Source organism: Bacillus sp. FSL R5-0560 (assembly GCF_037966305.1).
Taxonomy (GTDB): Bacteria; Bacillota; Bacilli; order Bacillales; family Bacillaceae; genus Bacillus; species Bacillus mojavensis.
In genome coordinates this window covers 2,354,895-2,373,395 of sequence record NZ_CP150195.1, presented here as the reverse complement: position 1 = coordinate 2,373,395, position 18,501 = coordinate 2,354,895, and the positions used below count along the sequence as shown (strand labels likewise).

Below are 18,501 nucleotides of genomic sequence, written 5' to 3'. Positions count from 1 at the left end.
AAAAAGCCATCACCTTTAAAAGGGTGATGGCTTTGTCTTTAATTCGTTTTTTCAGTTGATGATGAATTCGTTTGTGTATTGCCAGATGTATTTGTTTTGTTTTTATCTGTATCCGTTCCTGTTGAATCGTCTGTTGAGTCACCATCTGACGCATCTTCTTCTTTGCGGCCATTGTTATTGCTGCTGTTATCGTTAGATGGGTCTTGGTTGCTGTTGTCAGACGGGTTGGTGTTCGTGTTGTCTTGTTTTTTGTCTTGATCGTTTGTTGAATCATCTGTCTGATCTTGATCTTTCTGACTGTCATCTGTTTGAGAATCATCAGTTTGTGTGTCATCCTGAGTCTTCTCATCATCTTGATTTTCATCATCCGTTTGCTGCTGGTCTTTTTTATCTTCATCCTCTTCGGCTTTTGGCACTTCATAGGATGTCGACGCTGAACTTTTGCCATCATCACTGACGGCTGTCACTTCGAATTTGTATACAGAGCCTGGCTGCACGCCCGAAATGACTGCCTCTTTTGCAGAGCTGTTTTGAATTTCAGAGTAGCTGCCGCCATCAACAGATTGCTTAACAGCAAAGGTCGCATCTCCGTCGTAATTCCAGCTTAATGTCAATGATTGATTGTCTTTATCATATTTCACACTTAAACCAGACAGTTTTGCTGTTTCTTCTTTTTCTTCTTTCTCATATGTTTTAGAAACAGTAGTAGGAGTCGTACCTTTTACAAAATACTCTGTGAGCTTTTTAGCGCTTGGCGTATTCGGCCCTGCCAGTTTTGCCGGGTTAGAGCCTTTTTCTACAGTGGCTTCCACTACGCTGTCAGGCTTCTCAAATGATCCGCTTCCGTCATCGACTTGGGCGATGAGCTGTGCAAATAGACGTTTTGCAACTTGTTGTTCTGTATGATTTAAAGATTTTTTCCCTAACTTGTTTTTTGAATCTACACCTGTCCATACAGCAGCAGTGTACTGAGGTGTATACCCGACAAACCAGGAATCAGGCACACCGCCAGAGGCGATATTGTACTTTTGTATAGTATCTTCATCAAAGTTTGTTGTTCCAGTTTTACCGGCTACCTCGACTCCAGGTACTTGTGCAAGCTGTCCAGTACCTGTCTTAACAGCTGTTTTCAGCATATCTGTAATCATAAAGGCTGTATAATCGCTCATTGCTGACTTTGATTTCGGTGTTAAGTCAAGCTTTGTTCCATCGTTAAATTCAATAGACTTCACAAAATGCGGTTCATTATACGTTCCGTTATTTCCAAATGCGCTGTATGCTCCTGCCATCGTCAGTGAAGAGACACCCGGGTTGTCATCTCCGAATCCTCCAATAGAATAGGATTCATACACTTTTTCCTTATTTAAACCGAGTCCCAATCCATTAGCAAAATCCACTGCAGTGTCTTTTCCGACTGCTTGGAATGCTTTTAAAGCTGGGATATTACGGGATTGTGCCAGTGCTTCCCGCATGGACATAGGCCCTTTATATCGTCGGTCAAAGTCACGGATAGGTGTTCCATCTGAATACGTGTAAGCTGAGTCATCAATTTGCTCGTAAGTTGACCATTTTTTATTTTCAATAACTGGTCCGTAGTCGAGAATTGGTTTTATCGTAGAACCAGGCTGAGTTTTTCCTTGTGTGGCATAGTTGAAGCCCCCAACCGTTGAATTTCTTCCGGAACCGATTGCCCGGACTTCACCGGTTTTTGTGTCAAGAAGCGACACGCCGCCTTGCATGCCTTCAGTAAATCCGACAGTGTCCCCATCCATTAATTCATCTAAAGTGTCTTGTGCTTTTGTATCTAGTGTTGTATAGATCTTTAATCCGTCAGCAGATGGATCGACATCAGATTTTTCATCTATTTCTTTCATGACTTCATCGACAAACGCACTGTATTTGTTTGAATTTGTTTTTTCATATTCCTTCTGTGAAACAACGCCTTCGTCTTTCATCGCCACTTTTTTGGCTTTAGTATATTCAGAATCAGAAATAAATCCTTGCTTTTTCATCAGGCTGAGTACAATGTTCCGTCTTTTTTCCGCTTTATCAGGGTTTTTAACCGGATTGTACGCTGTCGGACTCTGCGGCATACCCGCAAGTGTCGCAGCCTGTTCCACTGTCAATTTGCTTAAATCAGTGACGCCGAAAAATTCTTCCGCCGCTTTTCCGATTCCGTAGGCTCTAGGAGAAAAATAAATTCGGTTTAAATACATTTCTAAAATTTCATCTTTAGAATAATTACGTTCCAGCTGTATAGAAAGCCAGACTTCCTGCACCTTCCGTTTTAGCGTTTTCTGATGTGACAGAAGGGAGTTCTTGACGACCTGCTGGGTGATGGTACTTCCGCCTTCAGCTCCGAAGCCGTCTTTAAAGTTGGCGACTAAGGCGCCTCCGATACGGACAGGGTCAATCCCGTGGTGTTCGTAAAAACGTGCGTCCTCTGTCGCGATAAAGGCTTCTTTTACGACATCAGGTATTTCATCTATCGAGACGTAGGTACGCTTTTCGGCACCGACTTCTGCGACTTCTTTTCCGTTTTTATCATAAATTGTCGATGAATAAGGCGTCTTCAATTTGTTTTCGTCCAGTGATGGCGCATCAGAAACCATGACGGCAAATGTTACAGCACCGCCGACTACGCCTAAAACAAACAGAATGAGTAAAGTGAATAGCGTCTTTTTAAATAATCCGCCTTTTTTTCGTTTCTTGCCTTTTTTCGGTGAAGGGCTCGACTTGCTGTTCGCTTTACGCCGAGCTTCACGGCTCGTAAATTGATCTGACATAACATCTCAACCTTTCGTTAATCAACCTTTCGCACTTGATGATGGCGAAAAATAAAGCTGCTCAATAATACTAATATAATCAATTCTTGGCGCGTATCCAAGAGAAATCGGATAAGCTGCTTCCTCTAACTCATCTTTTCGAATGGATTTTCTGCCATTTTTTTCTTTTCTTTCCCAGAAATAAAACAGCCTATCAGCTTCTAAAAAATAAACCTGGCCGAAAGCGGATATAATAACAAAACAAATACCGTCTTGAGCCGTTACCTGCTTCATATGCTCAATTTGATGGTCATGAAAATTCTGCAGGGGGAAAGAGGTTGTGTTTTTTGTCTCTTTCGCCTCAAAGTCAATGTACCGCCCTTTATAAATTCCGTTATAATCTGTTGTCGATGATTGCTTAAAATAGGCTTCTTTTATGACTGCAGCGCTTCTTTTTGGATAATGGACATTTACAATTTGAACAGGTGTTGGCTTTTTGTGTATCACGGCAATTTGGTTTGTCAGATAATACTTATTCGTTTCGTTTAAGTCATCTTCGAGGGTCATTCCGCGATTACTGTAAGATGGCGCTCTTTTATGACTGCTTTGGGATGAAACCGGATGTTTCGGCTGAAACGTTTTTCCGTTAGGATACCGAATCACTTTCTCATCCTCCTTATTAAACTATTAGTGACGGAAGTGAATGAACGTGCAAGAACAACAGGCCATCAGAAAACTTCTTCGCCGGATTGAGCGGCAGACGGCAGTCAAAAACGCCGATAATATTTCAAGAACAAATGCTTATAAGACATTCTATGACCGTCATCCGGAAATTAAATGGTCGCTCTTAGCTTCCTTCGTATCACGCAATGCCGGCTGGTCAATGACTGATTTAAAGGGCAGTCTGTTTCAGCTTGGTCTGCGTGAGTCACAGCAAAGGTGGTTCTTTTTGGCCTATGAGAGAGCGAATTGGCTCATCTTTTCAGATGCCTATCCGCAGCTTCTTTTGTACCACTGGTCTGTAAAAATCAGGAAGCCCCTGTTCAGCTATCTGCAATTGCTTGGCGTATCACAATTTATGACAGAAGAGTGGACCCGTTTTTGGCATGAACGAAACACGGAGCGGCTCATGTATGCTCTCATTATAAATGAACAAAACACTATCCAAACACCTATTATACAAAATCCTTCGTTCAAAAAGAACGTTTTTGGCACGATTCCTTTTTATTTAAGTGACTGGTTTCATTTTAACACCGTTATTTTTCCATCTTCAGACGGCATTCTTTACGGTGTTTCGGCCAAACGTTTTTCTAACACCGAAGAGAGGATTAAGCTCGGTAAACAGCTGTCACAATTGCTTTTCAGCCCGGAACTGTTTTCTTCTTTTTATGACTTTTTGCACACAGTGCCGCATACGGGCTCCCGTTTTGATATGGAAAAAATGATCGGAATCACAAAAAGAACATCTCCTATGCTAAGGACATGCTACCCTGAATTAACTCACTCATTAGACGGAAAGAAAACAGATTGGTTTCATGGAAAGATAAAGAAAGGCTTCTTTGCGCGTGAGGCATTGCCGCAGCAGATAGAATTGACTGACTGGTATGTAAACAAAAAACGTCAGCTGCATGCGCTTTTTGCAGTGGAGCATTGGCTGAAGAAATAAAAGAAGCAAGGAATTTCCTTGCTTCTTACGTAGAAGGACGGTTCGGGCCGCCTAGTTTTTTATCTAAAGAATCAACTGCTTTTGATTCAGTCTTTTTTTGCTGGCCGGCTTTTTTCGGTCTGGATTTCATACGGCACCTCCTCACAAGTATCGTGTGCATTAAGCATGAGGATCATACAATTTTTGCGTGTCTTTTTGTCGAAAACTTCAGCTTTTCGTGGAATACCTGTTTGTTTGGCGATTTGCTTCTAGTTTTGTCATGCCGGAAGGATTGCGCCGTACGAGCAAAGAATTTAACCGGGAGAGAAGAGTAAAGGGAGGAACACAAATGTCCGGTTACGTAAGCAAGACAGATATTCTCCGAATGCTTTCTGATATAGAAACTGAATTAAACTGTGCTGAACAGAGCCTTAGCCGTTCTATAGATATATTCGAGGCTGAAATGCGTGAAACGGAGGACGAACGTTTGAGTGTTCTGGAAGAAGAAATCATGGATCTTCATATATGCATAAACGAGCTGTACCGATCTCCTCAAGAGAGGTATGCTGTGGACAAGGTATATCGCATCGGCTGAATTTATGAGAAAAATTTGGTACGATAAGCTTTGAGGTGAAGGATGTTGCAACCACAAACACTGCTGAAACTTACCGAACAGATGATTGAAGCCGCTGAGAAAGGTGCTGCACGTTATCAGGAAGGGAAAGAAAATAACCATTCGTACGATTTTTATGAAACGATTAAGCCTGCTGTCGAGGAAAATGATTCTCTGGCAGCTCACTGGGCGGAAGGGGCGCTTGAATTTATAAAAGCACGCCGTCCGAAATACGTGCATGCTGAGCAAATAGAGACTGCAAAGGATAATTTCCTGGAATTGATTCTTCAGTCATATGTTCATCATATTCATAAAAAGCGATTCAAAGACATCACTGAATCAGTCGTTTACACATTGCAGACAGTGAAGGATGAAATTGCAAGTGAAGACAGCCAATAAAGGCTGTCTTCATTTTTATTATAGGGGGCCGGACGTTAATTCAGCTCATATGCCGGGCTTTCTGCTCCATTTGCTTCCAGAACCTTCATACTGTTACGAAAATCAGTTGCATTGAGGTGTCCTTGAATATAGAGGAACTTGGCAAAGTCCATCAGTTTATTCACACAGTCTGTTTCATATTTCTTCATTTCTGCAAAACGTTTGCTTAAGTATGATACGTTCATTATGGTGCATCCCCTCTCATCTGTATTGAAAATATGGTATCATAATGATTCGACTTTTTTCTGTTTTTAAAAAATTTAAACTTTCGACACAATTTGACAAACACGCTTAATGGCATCAGACACAAACAAAAGAAATGATTCATACATATAGAAGAGAGAAATATGTTGAGTCTAGGGGGAATTCGCAATGAAAAGAAGACCTCAAAACAATCCTCGGCAATTGGGTTATTATTATCCTCAGCAAATGCAGGGATATTATCACCAGAATGCGCCTGTTCATTCTGAACCATACGTTCCGCAGCATTACGGACAACAGGAGTTTTATCAGCCGTATATTCCGCCTCAGTCTATGCCTATGCAGCCGCCTGTATTTCTTAATCCTTATCCTATCGCAAGACCGAATCAGCAGCAGCCTTCACAGGTTCAAAGTATTATGTCACAATTCAAAAAAGCGAACGGGCAGTTTGACTTTAATAAAATGATGGATACAACAGGCCAAGTTATGAGTGCCATGAATCAAGTTGGCTCATTAATAAAGGGGTTTACCAGCTTTTTTAAATAAGAGAAGCATGAATGAATCAAATCATTCATGCTTATTTTTTGGGAAGAAAAGCGTCATTGTCTGCTCACTCCATGACGTTTCCATTTGTTCCTGATGCACTTCGTAAGGCAGCTGTACGGTTCTTGTCATGCTTGTTAATGTGGAGGCGTTTTGCTCCTTCTGTTTTTCCTGAAGCGTTACATGGAAGTACCGGGACTTAATGTCGATGAGAATCTCGCCGTCTCGAAACGTTGCTGGAATTGTGATATCGACATACAGACCCTCATCACTTTCTCTGACGTCTATCGTTGTCTGTACATCTTTGAAACTAGAGTCGATCAGGTTTTGAAAACCATGTAAAAGATTTCCTGATGCAGAAGATTGAAACAGATGGTCCATTGCTTGATTGATGATTTCTTCTTTCTTAGACAATTCATTCTTTTCGTCATCTTTAAAATCCAAATGAGCCACCGCCTTTTTTAATCAGACTATGCGTTTGTGCCAGATGTTGTTATAAATTGAAGCCAAATTGAAAGTGTGGTTAAATAGGTGGTGAATGAAGGGATAACGGTTGATGAATTGGAAGGGAGATAACACATTGCTGAAAAAATTATTCGGAATGGGAAAATCAGAGGAAAAAAGTACGGAAGAGGTCATCTATTCTCCGGCAGATGGGACGGTAATGGATCTCACAGATGTGCCGGACCCTGTTTTTTCACAAAAAATGATGGGCGAAGGAATTGCAGTTGAACCCTCTAATGGTGAAATTGTTTCACCTGTTGAAGGTGAAGTGATTCAGCTGTTTCATACAAAACACGCTGTGGGCATCCGGGCACGTTCGGGAATCGAGCTGTTAATTCACGTCGGTTTAGAAACCGTAAATATGAACGGAGAAGGATTTACCGCTCATATTAAAGAAGGTGACAAAGTAAAGGTCGGCGACCCGCTCATCACGTGTGATTTGGAGTTAATAAAAGAGAAAGCGAGCAGCGCAGTCATCCCTATCGTTATTATGAATGGGGAAGCTGTGGAAACAATAGAGCCTGCAGGTGAAAAGGCTGCACATAAAGGCGAAACAAAGCTGCTCACAATAAAAGCGAAATAAGCAGGGCGGATGCCTTGCTTTTTTGTTGTCCGATTGTATAAAATTTGCACCTAGCCATGCAAACAAATATTCGGTAAACTGTACTTGACAAAGAGGTGTAAAGAATGAAAAAGAAATCACTGACTGAACTCATTTCTGAATTGAAAGGAAATGAAAACGTTGTGAACTGGCATGAAATTGAGCCTCGTGAAGCAAGGACAACACCGATGCCTGAACGTATAGATGAGAGAATCAAGACAGCCCTTGCTAAAAGGGGAATTGATGCCTTATATACCCACCAATATTCCGCTTTTCAATTTGTACAAAAAGGTGAAAGTATTGTAACTGTAACGCCTACGGCATCCGGAAAAACATTATGCTACAACCTGCCTGTCCTGCAATCTATCGCCGAGGACGATACAAATCGGGCATTATATTTATTTCCTACTAAAGCGCTGGCCCAGGATCAAAAAAGTGAGCTCAATGAAATCATTGATGAGATGGGCATTGATATTAAAAGTTTTACATATGACGGAGACACATCTCCAGCGATCAGACAAAAAGTCAGAAAAGCAGGGCACATTGTGATTACAAACCCTGATATGCTCCACTCGGCCATTCTTCCGCATCATACAAAATGGGTGAGTCTGTTTGAAAACCTTAAATATATTGTGATAGACGAGCTACACACGTATCGCGGTGTATTCGGAAGCCATGTCGCAAATGTAATCCGTCGGCTGAAACGGATCTGCCGGTTTTATGGTAGTGATCCGATCTTTATTTGTACCTCGGCGACGATCGCGAATCCGAAGGAATTGGGAGAGCAGCTGACCGGAAACTCAATGAGGCTGGTCGATGACAACGGAGCGCCAAGCGGACGGAAGCACTTTGTATTTTATAATCCGCCAATTGTTAATCAGCCGCTTAACATCAGAAAAAGCGCAACTGTAGAAGTAAACGAGCTGGCGAAAGAGTTCCTGAAGAACAAAGTGCAGACCATTGTATTTGCCAGAAGCAGAGTGCGGGTGGAGATTATTTTAAGCCATATTCAGGAACTGGTGAAAAAAAAGATCGGGGCAAAGTCAATCAGAGGCTATCGGGGAGGATATCTTCCAAAAGAACGAAGAGAAATCGAAAGAGGGCTGCGAGAAGGTGAAATTCTTGGGGTAGTCAGCACAAATGCGCTGGAGCTCGGGGTTGATATCGGTCAGTTGCAGGTCTGTATCATGACCGGTTATCCCGGAAGTGTGGCAAGTGCGTGGCAGCAGGCGGGTAGAGCCGGCAGAAGACACGGTGAGTCCTTGATTGTTATGGTGGCTAATTCAACGCCGATTGACCAGTATATTGTGCGCCATCCTGAATACTTTTTTGACCGTTCGCCGGAATCGGCAAGAATCAACCCGGAGAATCTAATTATTTTAGTTGATCATTTAAAATGCGCTTCTTATGAGCTTCCTTTCAAAGCTGATGAAGAGTTCGGGCCGCTGGATGTCAGTGATATTCTCGAGTACCTTCAGGAAGAAGGTGTTCTGCACCGCAATGGGGAACGTTATCACTGGGCAAACGAATCGTTTCCTGCTTCAAATATCAGTCTGCGTTCGGCTTCACAAGAAAATGTGGTCATTGTCGATCAGACGGATATTGCGAATGTGAGAATCATCGGTGAAATGGACCGGTTTAGTGCGATGACACTTCTTCATGATGAAGCGATCTATTTGCATGAAGGCGTGCAATTCCAAGTGGAAAAGCTTGATTGGGATCATAAAAAAGCTTATGTCAGAAGAGTTGATGTGGAGTATTACACAGATGCCAATCTGGCAGTCCAGCTGAAGGTGCTGGAAATTGACAAAACAAAAGAGAGGGGCCGTACATCTTTACATTACGGCGATGTTACGGTAAATGCTTTACCGACTATTTTTAAAAAGATTAAGATGACTACTTTTGAAAATATCGGTTCAGGCCCTATTCATTTACCGGAAGAAGAACTGCACACGAGTGCGGCTTGGCTTGAAATCAAAACCATTGATGAAGACATTGGAGAAAAGACACTCGAACAGCTGCTTCTCGGCATATCAAATGTTTTGCAGCATATTGTCCCTGTGTATATTATGTGTGACCGAAATGATGTCCATGTCGTTTCGCAAATCAAAGCTGCCCATACCGGTTTGCCAACGGTATTTTTGTATGACCATTATCCGGGCGGAATCGGCTTGGCAGAGGAAGTCTTTAAACGGTTTGCTGACATTAATGAAGCGGCTAAGCGGCTGATAAAACAATGTCCTTGTCATGATGGCTGTCCGTCTTGTATAGGTACTGAAATAGAAGGAATAAAAGCCAAGGAACGAATTTTGCAGCTGTTGGATCAAATATCATAAGGAAAGGAGGTTAGGCATGTCGTTAAAAGGAAAACTCCAGCGTATGAAAAAGCATATGGTGCTGGAGGAAGCAGAACACAAGATAGAAGAGAATGGGACTTCAGACATTCGCTCTGATATACCGTTTCTTAAAGAGTGGGAGGCTTATGGTGTGAAGCCTTTCTTCTTTGAGGATGAATACTGTCTGATCAGGGAAGTGGAATATCCGCTCTCCCATCGGCACGGACATTACTGTTTTTCCGAGCTGGATGAAGTCATCGCGCTATGGAACAAAAGCAGCCTCTCGCATACATTATCTGCAAAAGGATATGAAAACAATAGCCTCTTTTTCTTTGATACAGAAACAACAGGTCTTGGCGGGGGAGCCGGCAATACGATTTTTTTGCTCGGCCATGCAAGGGTATATAAAGATCGAGTGGCGGTCAAACAGCATCTTCTGCCGAAACCGGGGAATGAAGTCGCCTTGTATCAGAGCTTTTTAAGCGAGGTTGATATTACGTCACTTGTAACCTACAACGGAAAAGCTTTTGATTGGCCGCAGGTAAAAACAAGGCATACGTTGATTCGTGACAGGCTCCCGAAGCTTCCGGAATTCGGGCATTTTGACCTCTTGCATGGGGCAAGGCGTTTGTGGAAGCACAAAATGGAACGCGTGTCGCTTGGCTCAGTTGAAAAAGAAGAACTCGGCGTAAGCAGAAAAGAAGACACCCCGGGCTATTTGGCGCCGATGCTGTACTTTCATTTTATTAAGGCACAGGAACCGGATCTTTTAAAGGGTGTGCTGCACCATAATGAAATGGATGTGCTGTCATTAATTTCACTGTACATTCATATGTCAAAGAAAATTCTTTCCGCTTCTGATGCGCCAAAAGAGCATGATGAAGCTTACGCAATGGCCAAATGGTTTATGGCCCATAAGGAAACAGACCAAGCAGTCAATCAGCTTGAGAGACTTAAAGAAAAGTCATTTGAAAATAAAGACAGAGCCCTTTTGGACTTATCATTGCTGTACAAAAAACAAAACCGCCTAGAAGACGCAGTACTGCTTTGGGAGAAACTATCCCATTCTCAGCACCAAAAATGCAGGTACACTTCAGCGATAGAGCTTGCGAAATATTTTGAGCATAAGAAAAAGGAATTCGGGAAAGCTTTACATACAGCTGAACAATTACTTGCCGATGAGGCGTTCTTATCAGAAAAAGAAACGGAAAATCTGCGTGTGAGAATTGCCCGTCTGAAGAGGAAATATTCCTCTTAAATATTCCCCGGGAAAGCGCAAAAGACGACTTCTTTCGCCATGAAATTTTTTTGCTGGATTCACAACGATTTTGTTGTAGAATACCGGCGAATCCTGTAAAATGACGTTAGTTATTTTTAAAGGGAGAGTTGGTATGTATAAGGGAGTTTTTTATTTGTTCTTCGTCGTTGTTTTTTTGATTGCTTTCGTATTTTCAAACTTTAAAGACAGCTTAATCGCACACTTTTAAAATAGGTCTTTGCATCAGAACATGTACCCCCTATTTTTCATAGCTTAGTATTGTAATAAAGTTTATGGAAAGGGGATTAAAATTATGCATCACTGCAGACCGCACATGATGGCGCCGATTGTCCATCCTACTCATTGCTGTGAACACCATACGTTTTCAAATACAATCGTGCCGCACATTCACCCACAGCACACAACAAACGTAAATCACCAGCATTTCCAGCATGTTCACTACTTTCCACACACTTTCTCAAATGTTGATCCGGCTACGCATCAGCATTTTCAAGCAGGAAAACCTTGCTGCGACTACTAGTATGAAAACGTGCAGCTTGATGGTGTAACAACGCAGCACATCAAATGGGGCCCAATGGGAGCCCCATTTTTTAAAGCAGGTGAAATGATGAAGGTATTAGCAATAACAGGATATAAACCGTTTGAACTGGGGATATTTAAACAGGATGACAAGGCGCTGTATTACATAAAAAAAGCCATTAAGAACCGGCTGATTGCCTTTTTGGATGAAGGATTAGAATGGATTTTAATTTCAGGGCAGCTTGGAACGGAACTCTGGTCGGCCGAAGCTGCATATGATTTGCAGGAAGAATATCCTGACTTAAAGGTTGCTGTTATCACACCATTTTACGAGCAGGAAAAGAACTGGAAAGAGCCGAATAAGGAACTGTATGAAGCTGTTCTGGCCCAGGCGGACTACGAGGCAAGCCTGACTCACCGTCCTTATGAAAGCCCGCTCCAATTTAAACAAAAAAATCAGTTCTTCATTGATAAGTCTGACGCGCTTATGCTTTTATATGACCCGGAAATGGATGGTTCCCCAAAGTATATGCTTGAGACAGCTGAAAAAAGACGCGAACAGGATGGCTATCCGATCTACTTTATCACCATGGATGATCTGAGAGTGACAGTAGAGGAAGACAGCTATTCATAACAAAGAAAGAGAAATTTGACAATCGTACAGATTTCTGAAAAAATATAAGATGATGATTCACGATACGAGGTGAAAAAGATGCTTGCTGATAAAGTAAAGCTTTCTGCGAAAGACATTTTAGAAAAAGAATTTAAAACAGGCGTTAGAGGTTACAAACAAGAAGACGTTGACAAATTTTTAGATATGATCATTAAGGATTATGAAACCTTCCATCAAGAAATTGAAGAACTGCAACAGGAAAATCTGCAGCTGAAAAAACAGCTTGAAGAAGCCAGCAAAAAACAGCCAGTGCAATCAAACACAACGAACTTTGATATCTTAAAACGGCTGTCTAACTTAGAAAAGCATGTTTTTGGCAGCAAGCTTTATGATTGATCTGCGCTAGTAATAAATGGCGCTTGTAAATCCCAATCAGTTGTTATATAATAATTCATGTTCTTAACGTTCGGGTAATCGCTGCAGATCTTGAATCTGTAGAGGAAAGTCCATGCTCGCACGGTGCTGAGATGCCCGTAGTGTTCGTGCCTAGCGAAGTCATAAGCTAGGGCAGCCTTGATAGGCTGACGGCAGGAAAAAAGCCTACGTCCTTTGGATATGGCTGAGTATCCTTGAAAGTGCCACAGTGACGAAGTCTCACTAGAAATGGTGAGAGTGGAACGCGGTAAACCCCTCGAGCGAGAAACCCAAATTTTGGTAGGGGAACCTTCTTGACGGAATTCAACGGAGAGAAGGACAGAATGCTTTCTGTAGATAGATGATTGCCGCCTGAGTACGAGGTGATGAGCCGATTGCAGTACGACGGAACAAAACATGGCTTACAGAACGTTAGATCACTTAAATTAAATGATGAAATCAAGCTCTCCCGTCTAAGGAGAGCTTTTATCTTGATGAGAAAAGTTTTAAAAGACAGGGTGATACGATGAAGAAGTATACACTAATTGCAACAGCGCCGATGGGAATTGAAGCTGTAGTTGCAAAAGAAGTTCGTGACTTAGGATATGAATGCAAGGTTGATAACGGAAAAATTATCTTTGAAGGTGATGCGCTTGCGATTTGCCGTGCGAATCTTTGGCTGAGAACGGCAGACCGCGTAAAGGTTCAAGTTGCTACATTTAAAGCGAAAACATTTGATGAGCTGTTTGAAAAAACGAAAGCGGTTAATTGGCGCTCATTTATACCGGAGAACGGGAAATTCCCTGTCATCGGTAAATCCGTTAAATCAACACTTGCAAGCGTTCCCGACTGTCAGCGGATTGTCAAAAAAGCGATTGTTGAAAAGCTCAAGCTGCAGTCCGGCAAAGCCAATGACTGGATCGAAGAAACAGGCGCCGAATATAAAGTGGAAATTTCTTTATTGAAGGATCAGGCGGTTATTACACTTGATACGTCAGGGACAGGCCTCCACAAACGAGGATACCGCGTGGATCAGGGAGGCGCGCCCATTAAAGAAACGCTTGCTGCCGCTTTGGTGCAATTAACAAATTGGACTCCGGACCGTCCATTTGTCGATCCTTTTTGCGGTTCCGGAACGATCGCGATTGAAGCGGCATTAATCGGCCAAAATATTGCCCCAGGATTTAACCGCGATTTTGTCTCAGAGGATTGGGAGTGGATCGGTAAAGATCTGTGGGACAAAGCACGGCTTGAAGTCGAAGAAAAGGCAAACTATGATCAGCCGCTTACGATTTTCGCCAGTGACGTAGATCATCGCATGGTGCAAATTGCAAAAGAAAATGCGGAGGAAGCGGGACTGAGCGAATTAATCGAATTTAAACAATTGCAGGTAAAGGACTTCACTACAAAACTTGAGTTTGGCGTGATTGTCGGAAACCCGCCGTACGGAGAGCGTCTCGGAGAGAAAAAAGCTGTGGAGCAGATGTACAAAGAAATGGGACAGGCGTTCGAACCGCTTGATACGTGGTCTGTGTATATGCTGACTTCAAATGAAAATTTTGAGGAAGCATATGGAAGAAAAGCGACGAAGAAACGAAAGCTCTTTAATGGATTTATTAAAACGGATTACTATCAGTATTGGTCTAAAGTGAGACCTCAGCGTAAAAAAACGGAACACGCATAAAAAGAAGACGCTCTGAAGCGTCTTCTTTCATCTTTCAGCCATATTCTATCGTTACCAACGGTGCGCTTTCGCGTTACTTCTTAATATAATGTTGGTTTGGGACATTTCGGTGTGACCGTTTACTTGAGACTTAGAACGTTTTGGCCGCGTCCAATTGTGATGAAACAGTTCAGAATGCTGATCTAATCGGTCTTTATAACTCATGTCAACATCACTCCCTGATAGAATATTGTTGATAAGACGGATAGTCCATGACGGAGTATCAGTTGTAGTTTGTGCACATTTCAGTGATAACATGCGGAAAGCATGTATATAAAACGAAAAGTTCGCATACAATGATGATTATTTCAATTAGAGGTGATCTCATGCTGAACAGCGAACATTTTAATCTCATTCAAAGGGCGCTTGACGCAACCGCAAACGAGCTGAAGGAGCTCAGCAGAGCTGATGATGCGTCTCCGTCTGTGATTTCACATGCGCAAAATAATTTAGAAAAAGCGGTAGAACATATTCATTCAACAGACCATCCTTTTTTATCCTCGCATGTGATCAACCGAAAGTAATTCACAAAAAGCTTGGCACTGCCAAGTTTTTTTATTGTATTCAGCAGCGGGAAATGATAATATTGATGGTCTGAATGCCGAATAGTTGGGGGTTGGAACTGGGTGACAACATCACGTTTGCCTTTTTCTTTAACGAAAACAAAGAATTTTTATGAAGAATTGAACAATTGGATTGGTGACGTGTTTTACGATATTCTTCCCGAAAAAGGGTTTGATCTTCGAGATGAGCAGGTGTTCATGGCTTTTCAGCTGGAACGGGCGTTTAAAGAGAAAAAAGTCATGTTTGCCGAAGCCGGAGTTGGAACGGGGAAAACACTTGTTTACCTTCTTTTTGCGATCAGCTATGCAAGATATGTCGGAAAACCGGCCATTATTGCTTGTGCTGATGAAACGTTAATCGAACAGCTCGTGAAAAAAGAGGGAGACATTTCGAAACTGGCTGAACATTTGGATCTAAAGATTGATACAAGGCTATCGAAATCACATGAGCAGTATCTATGCTTGAAAAAGCTTGAAAAAACAATGCAGCGATCTGATGATGAAAAGTGGCTTGATCTTTATGAAGCTTTACCGTCATTTGTCCATGAGTCACAGGCCATGCAGCGGTTCTATCCGTATGGCGACCGAAAGCAATACGCGAACCTTTCAAATGAAGAATGGTCGCAAGTAAGCTACGACTCGTTTCAAGATTGCCTGACATGTGATATGAGACATAGATGCGGCTTGACGCTATCAAGAGATTATTATCGCAAGTCAACAGACTTGATCATTTGTTCACATGATTTCTATATGGAACATGTATGGACGGAAGAATCGCGCAAGCGGGAGGGACAGCTGCCGCTGCTGCCTGATCATAGTGCGGTTGTATTTGATGAAGGGCATCTGTTAGAGTTTGCCGCGCAAAAAGCGTTAACCTACAGAGTCAAGCAATCAACTCTCGAATTATTTTTAGAACGTTTGCTTCAAAATGACATTAGAGAAGAATTTGCTGAATTGATAGAAGATGCACTTGCTGCAAACGACGAGTTTTTCTATGTTCTTTCTGAAGAATCAAGAGAAGTGGTCGGGTCGCACCGTTTGGAAATAAAGAATGATCAGCGTGTCAAAAAAGCGGCGGACGAGCTGTGCCGTTTGCTTGATAAAATTGGTGAAGCACTCGTATTTGAGTCAGAAATGTACACCATTGATCAATACGAGCTGTCAGTCGTTGAGGAATATGTAGAGCAAATGGCGTATTCACTATCTTTATATCAAAAGGATGCGATCAGCTGGCTGGAGCAAAAGGAAGCGGAATCCACTTTTGTCGTGATGCCGAGAACAGTAGCAGAAGTGCTTGGCGAGAAAGTGTTTTCAAAGAAAATTCCGTATATCTTTTCTTCTGCAACGCTGTCAGAAGGCGGTTCGTTTGACTACATTGCGGACAGTCTGGGAATTCACGATTACTTATCGTTAACGGTTGATTCTCCTTATGATTATGACGAACAAATGACTGTTACCCTTTATGGGAAAACAGAAATGAGCGCTGAACAAAAAACAGCTCAAACAATAGAGACAATTAAGCACTATAAAGGCAGAACGCTAGTGCTCTTCCCGTCTTTTGAGGAATTAAACGAGTTTAAAGAGCTCGCAGCTGCTTGGGAATTGCCGTATCCGATTTACTTTGAAGGCGACGAGGAAATCAGCAGCTTAGTAGAAAAATTCCAAGGAGAAGAGGAAACGGTTTTATGTTCAGTTCACCTATGGGAAGGGCTTGATATTCCTGGTGACGCACTGAAGAATGTCACGATCTGGTCATTGCCGTTTCCGCCTCATGACCCTGTATTTACGGCAAAACGCAATAGCGCGAGAAAAGACCCATTTGAAGAGGTTGACCTTCCGTATATGCTGTTGCGCGTGCGACAGGGGATTGGCCGTCTGATTCGCTCAAATCAAGACAGCGGCTCGATTCATATTTATGCGGGCGGAGAAAATGAACGCATCATTGATGAGGTGAAAAAGGTTTTACCTGTTGAACCGAATATGATGTAATCGCGAAAAAGCTGATGATCTATGATCATCAGCTTTTTCTTTTGGTCAGCGGGCAAGCCAGCCGCCGTCTACTGCTAAAATATGTCCATTGATATAATCAGATGCGCGAGACGCCAGAAAAACAGCCGTCCCGCCGATATCATCAGCTTTGCCCCAGCGGCCGGCTGGAATCCTTTTTAAAATGTCTTCATTTCGCTTTTCATCATCCCGGATAGGCTGTGTATTGGCAGTGGATATATAGCCAGGCGCTATCGCGTTAACTTGTACGCCGGATGCGGCCCATTCATTTGCAAACGATTTTGTTAAACCAGCAACGGCATGCTTGCTTGCTGTATAGGCCGGAACAAGAATACCGCCTTGAAAAGAGAGGAGAGAGGCAATATTGATAACCTTCCCATGGCCTCTTTTCAGCATGTGTTTGCCGGCAAGCTGTGTCAGGATAAACAAGCTGTTTAGGTTCACATTCAGCACGTTATGCCAATTCTCTTCAGCGAAAGTGTCCGCTTTTTCCCGGTGGATAATGCCGGCGTTATTGACAAGGATGTCGATTTGCTGTGTTTCAAACAGTTCAGCCGCTGTATCCTTTATTACATCAGGCTTGCTCATATCCAATGTAAAGGAAGTGAATGTGCGGCCTTCTTGTTCTACAAGCTGCTGTGTTTCTGAGAGGCTGCTTTTATGTGATGTGCCGATAATATCAGCACCGGCGCCTGCCAGCGCTTTGGCGATTCCTTGGCCGATTCCCGTACCCGGTCCTGTTACCAGTGCCGTTTTTCCTTCTAATGAAAATGCCTCTTGCAGATAACTCATCTTATTTCAGCCCATCCATCGGCACAAGATCCATGTCCGTAAATGTGTAGTTTTCACCAGCCATTGCCCACACAAAACTGTAGTTAGATGTTCCTGCGCCAGAATGAATGGACCAGGCAGGAGAAAGGACAGCCTGGTCATTTCCGACAACAAGGTGGCGTGTTTCATCCGGCTGACCCATGAAGTGAAAAACCTTTGAATCCTTCTCAAGATCAAGATAGAGATAAGCCTCCATCCGGCGATCATGAACGTGTGCCGGCATGGTGTTCCAGTTATTGTTTTCGTCTAGCATTGTGATTCCCATCATCAGCTGACAGCTTTGAATGCCATCTTGATGGATGACTTTGTACAGGCTTCTTACATTTGATGCTGCTGCGTCGCCGAGCCGGTCCGGGGTCAGTTCAGAAAGAGCGGCTTTTTGCGTCGGATAGCTTTGATGCGCGCCCGAGGAGACGAAGTAAAACTTTGCTGTTTCTCCGTTCAGGCTTTTAAATGCTACATCCCGATTGCCCATCCCGATATATAGAAAATCCTTTGTTTGAAGCACATATTCATCATCGCCGACTTTCACCGCACCAGGCTGGCCGACGTTAATAATACCGATTTCTCGCCGTTCCAGAAAAAAGTCAGTTTTAAGAAAGTCTCCGGCATCAAGCTTCAGTTCGCTCTGTCCGGGTGCTGCACCGCCAATCACAACGCGGTCTTCATGGGAGTAATACATGGTCAGCTTATTTTCCGTAAATAACGTGTCCATTAAAAAATGACTGCGAAGCTCCTCGGTTGTAAAGCGTTTTACTTGTTCAGGGTGTACAGAATAACGATTTTCCATTGGATTTCCCCCTTGGTTAGGATTTCAGCATCACTTGAATGAAAATATTTTGGTAACGGTTTCAAAGAAAATTTTAGGATAAATAGAGAAAAGAGTCAACGTAAATTTTATGAATA

At 42.6% G+C, this 18,501-nt stretch carries 22 protein-coding genes and 1 other RNA gene; 15 read left to right on the top strand and 8 right to left on the bottom strand.

Going from position 1 to position 18,501, the window contains the following annotated elements; genetic code table 11:
- Positions 1–38: 38 nt before the first annotated feature.
- Entirely contained in the window at positions 39–2,786 is a 2,748-nt protein-coding gene (locus NST56_RS12490; protein WP_326202805.1) for a PBP1A family penicillin-binding protein, read from the bottom strand.
- Positions 2,787–2,807: 21 nt separating this feature from the next.
- Complete coding sequence (gene recU, locus NST56_RS12485) at positions 2,808–3,428, bottom strand: Holliday junction resolvase RecU (RefSeq protein WP_010334705.1); 621 nt, start codon at positions 3,426–3,428, stop codon at positions 2,808–2,810.
- Between the two features lie 40 nt (positions 3,429–3,468).
- Between recU and NST56_RS12480 the strand changes: the two genes are divergently transcribed.
- Positions 3,469–4,431 (top strand): DUF2515 domain-containing protein, encoded by a 963-nt coding sequence (locus NST56_RS12480; protein WP_168748107.1) that lies wholly within the window; start codon positions 3,469–3,471, stop codon positions 4,429–4,431.
- Positions 4,432–4,456: 25 nt separating this feature from the next.
- Here the strand turns inward: NST56_RS12480 and sspM are convergent, their stop codons facing one another.
- The gene (gene sspM / locus NST56_RS12475; RefSeq protein WP_010334703.1) at positions 4,457–4,561 is read right to left on the bottom strand and encodes an acid-soluble spore protein SspM; all 105 of its coding nucleotides are present in this window, start codon (positions 4,559–4,561) and stop codon (positions 4,457–4,459) included.
- A 198-nt stretch (positions 4,562–4,759) separates the two neighbouring features.
- On the opposite strand from sspM, the gene NST56_RS12470 reads away from it, so the two are divergent.
- A complete protein-coding gene (locus tag NST56_RS12470) occupies positions 4,760–5,005 on the top strand; it encodes a DUF5446 family protein (RefSeq protein ID WP_168748106.1) in 246 nt (81 codons plus the stop codon).
- Between the two features lie 45 nt (positions 5,006–5,050).
- Entirely contained in the window at positions 5,051–5,422 is a 372-nt protein-coding gene (locus tag NST56_RS12465) for a YppE family protein (protein ID WP_026014732.1), read from the top strand.
- A gap of 35 nt (positions 5,423–5,457) precedes the next feature.
- On the opposite strand, the gene NST56_RS12460 is transcribed toward NST56_RS12465, so the two are convergent.
- Positions 5,458–5,646 (bottom strand): YppF family protein, encoded by a 189-nt coding sequence (locus tag NST56_RS12460; RefSeq protein ID WP_010334700.1) that lies wholly within the window; start codon positions 5,644–5,646, stop codon positions 5,458–5,460.
- A 187-nt stretch (positions 5,647–5,833) separates the two neighbouring features.
- On the opposite strand from NST56_RS12460, the gene NST56_RS12455 reads away from it, so the two are divergent.
- On the top strand, positions 5,834–6,208 hold the full coding sequence (locus tag NST56_RS12455; protein ID WP_168748105.1) for a YppG family protein: 375 nt from the start codon (positions 5,834–5,836) through the stop codon (positions 6,206–6,208).
- A 21-nt stretch (positions 6,209–6,229) separates the two neighbouring features.
- Here NST56_RS12455 and NST56_RS12450 read toward each other — a convergent pair whose 3' ends face one another.
- Entirely contained in the window at positions 6,230–6,649 is a 420-nt protein-coding gene (locus tag NST56_RS12450) for an Hsp20/alpha crystallin family protein (RefSeq protein WP_168748104.1), read from the bottom strand.
- Between the two features lie 136 nt (positions 6,650–6,785).
- Between NST56_RS12450 and NST56_RS12445 the strand changes: the two genes are divergently transcribed.
- The 9 genes from NST56_RS12445 to NST56_RS12405 all read left to right on the top strand — a co-directional run bounded on the left by NST56_RS12445 (position 6,786) and on the right by NST56_RS12405 (position 14,155).
- Positions 6,786–7,292 (top strand): PTS glucose transporter subunit IIA, encoded by a 507-nt coding sequence (locus tag NST56_RS12445; protein WP_029441333.1) that lies wholly within the window; start codon positions 6,786–6,788, stop codon positions 7,290–7,292.
- A gap of 104 nt (positions 7,293–7,396) precedes the next feature.
- Positions 7,397–9,646 (top strand): ATP-dependent helicase MrfA, encoded by a 2,250-nt coding sequence (gene mrfA, locus NST56_RS12440; protein ID WP_168748103.1) that lies wholly within the window; start codon positions 7,397–7,399, stop codon positions 9,644–9,646.
- A gap of 16 nt (positions 9,647–9,662) precedes the next feature.
- Positions 9,663–10,904: a ribonuclease H-like domain-containing protein gene (locus NST56_RS12435; RefSeq protein WP_168748102.1), complete on the top strand. Its 1,242-nt coding sequence runs from the start codon at positions 9,663–9,665 to the stop codon at positions 10,902–10,904.
- 100 nt (positions 10,905–11,004) lie between these two features.
- Positions 11,005–11,133: a hypothetical protein gene (locus NST56_RS12430; RefSeq protein WP_003230707.1), complete on the top strand. Its 129-nt coding sequence runs from the start codon at positions 11,005–11,007 to the stop codon at positions 11,131–11,133.
- Between the two features lie 84 nt (positions 11,134–11,217).
- On the top strand, positions 11,218–11,445 hold the full coding sequence (cotD, locus tag NST56_RS12425) for a spore coat protein CotD (RefSeq protein WP_010334694.1): 228 nt from the start codon (positions 11,218–11,220) through the stop codon (positions 11,443–11,445).
- 87 nt (positions 11,446–11,532) lie between these two features.
- The gene (locus NST56_RS12420; protein WP_326330185.1) at positions 11,533–12,078 is read left to right on the top strand and encodes a DUF1273 domain-containing protein; all 546 of its coding nucleotides are present in this window, start codon (positions 11,533–11,535) and stop codon (positions 12,076–12,078) included.
- Positions 12,079–12,156: 78 nt separating this feature from the next.
- Positions 12,157–12,453: a cell division regulator GpsB gene (gene gpsB, locus NST56_RS12415; RefSeq protein WP_010334692.1), complete on the top strand. Its 297-nt coding sequence runs from the start codon at positions 12,157–12,159 to the stop codon at positions 12,451–12,453.
- 66 nt (positions 12,454–12,519) lie between these two features.
- An RNA gene (rnpB, locus tag NST56_RS12410) (RNase P RNA component class B) lies at positions 12,520–12,901 on the top strand.
- Positions 12,902–12,997: 96 nt separating this feature from the next.
- Positions 12,998–14,155: a class I SAM-dependent RNA methyltransferase gene (locus NST56_RS12405; protein ID WP_168748100.1), complete on the top strand. Its 1,158-nt coding sequence runs from the start codon at positions 12,998–13,000 to the stop codon at positions 14,153–14,155.
- Positions 14,156–14,206: 51 nt separating this feature from the next.
- Here NST56_RS12405 and NST56_RS12400 read toward each other — a convergent pair whose 3' ends face one another.
- Positions 14,207–14,359: a YpzG family protein gene (locus NST56_RS12400; protein WP_003153548.1), complete on the bottom strand. Its 153-nt coding sequence runs from the start codon at positions 14,357–14,359 to the stop codon at positions 14,207–14,209.
- A 161-nt stretch (positions 14,360–14,520) separates the two neighbouring features.
- Between NST56_RS12400 and NST56_RS12395 the strand changes: the two genes are divergently transcribed.
- Together NST56_RS12395 and NST56_RS12390 are read left to right on the top strand one after the other, a co-directional pair.
- A complete protein-coding gene (locus NST56_RS12395) occupies positions 14,521–14,718 on the top strand; it encodes a hypothetical protein (protein WP_026014731.1) in 198 nt (65 codons plus the stop codon).
- 102 nt (positions 14,719–14,820) lie between these two features.
- Positions 14,821–16,746, top strand: coding sequence for an ATP-dependent DNA helicase (locus NST56_RS12390; RefSeq protein ID WP_339176925.1), 1,926 nt, complete (start codon positions 14,821–14,823; stop codon positions 16,744–16,746).
- A gap of 45 nt (positions 16,747–16,791) precedes the next feature.
- Here the strand turns inward: NST56_RS12390 and kduD are convergent, their stop codons facing one another.
- Positions 16,792–17,556, bottom strand: coding sequence for a 2-dehydro-3-deoxy-D-gluconate 5-dehydrogenase KduD (kduD, locus tag NST56_RS12385; RefSeq protein ID WP_339176923.1), 765 nt, complete (start codon positions 17,554–17,556; stop codon positions 16,792–16,794).
- Position 17,557: 1 nt separating this feature from the next.
- On the bottom strand, positions 17,558–18,385 hold the full coding sequence (kduI, locus tag NST56_RS12380; RefSeq protein ID WP_188323080.1) for a 5-dehydro-4-deoxy-D-glucuronate isomerase: 828 nt from the start codon (positions 18,383–18,385) through the stop codon (positions 17,558–17,560).
- Positions 18,386–18,501 lie beyond the last annotated feature (116 nt).

Bases quoted from the DNA above. Each gene is read 5' to 3' on its own strand.
- NST56_RS12455 (WP_168748105.1), top strand. From the start codon at position 5,834: ATGAAAAGAAGACCTCAAAACAATCCTCGGCAATTGGGTTATTATTAT.
- NST56_RS12490 (WP_326202805.1), bottom strand. From the start codon at position 2,786: ATGTCAGATCAATTTACGAGCCGTGAAGCTCGGCGTAAAGCGAACAGC.
- NST56_RS12405 (WP_168748100.1), top strand. From the start codon at position 12,998: ATGAAGAAGTATACACTAATTGCAACAGCGCCGATGGGAATTGAAGCT.
- NST56_RS12430 (WP_003230707.1), top strand. From the start codon at position 11,005: ATGACGTTAGTTATTTTTAAAGGGAGAGTTGGTATGTATAAGGGAGTT.
- NST56_RS12460 (WP_010334700.1), bottom strand. From the start codon at position 5,646: ATGAACGTATCATACTTAAGCAAACGTTTTGCAGAAATGAAGAAATAT.
- kduI (WP_188323080.1), bottom strand. From the start codon at position 18,385: ATGGAAAATCGTTATTCTGTACACCCTGAACAAGTAAAACGCTTTACA.
- NST56_RS12480 (WP_168748107.1), top strand. From the start codon at position 3,469: ATGAACGTGCAAGAACAACAGGCCATCAGAAAACTTCTTCGCCGGATT.
- NST56_RS12435 (WP_168748102.1), top strand. From the start codon at position 9,663: ATGTCGTTAAAAGGAAAACTCCAGCGTATGAAAAAGCATATGGTGCTG.
- kduD (WP_339176923.1), bottom strand. From the start codon at position 17,556: ATGAGTTATCTGCAAGAGGCATTTTCATTAGAAGGAAAAACGGCACTG.
- NST56_RS12400 (WP_003153548.1), bottom strand. From the start codon at position 14,359: ATGAGTTATAAAGACCGATTAGATCAGCATTCTGAACTGTTTCATCAC.
- gpsB (WP_010334692.1), top strand. From the start codon at position 12,157: ATGCTTGCTGATAAAGTAAAGCTTTCTGCGAAAGACATTTTAGAAAAA.
- NST56_RS12420 (WP_326330185.1), top strand. From the start codon at position 11,533: ATGAAGGTATTAGCAATAACAGGATATAAACCGTTTGAACTGGGGATA.
- cotD (WP_010334694.1), top strand. From the start codon at position 11,218: ATGCATCACTGCAGACCGCACATGATGGCGCCGATTGTCCATCCTACT.
- mrfA (WP_168748103.1), top strand. From the start codon at position 7,397: ATGAAAAAGAAATCACTGACTGAACTCATTTCTGAATTGAAAGGAAAT.
- NST56_RS12470 (WP_168748106.1), top strand. From the start codon at position 4,760: ATGTCCGGTTACGTAAGCAAGACAGATATTCTCCGAATGCTTTCTGAT.
- NST56_RS12395 (WP_026014731.1), top strand. From the start codon at position 14,521: ATGCTGAACAGCGAACATTTTAATCTCATTCAAAGGGCGCTTGACGCA.
- sspM (WP_010334703.1), bottom strand. From the start codon at position 4,561: ATGAAATCCAGACCGAAAAAAGCCGGCCAGCAAAAAAAGACTGAATCA.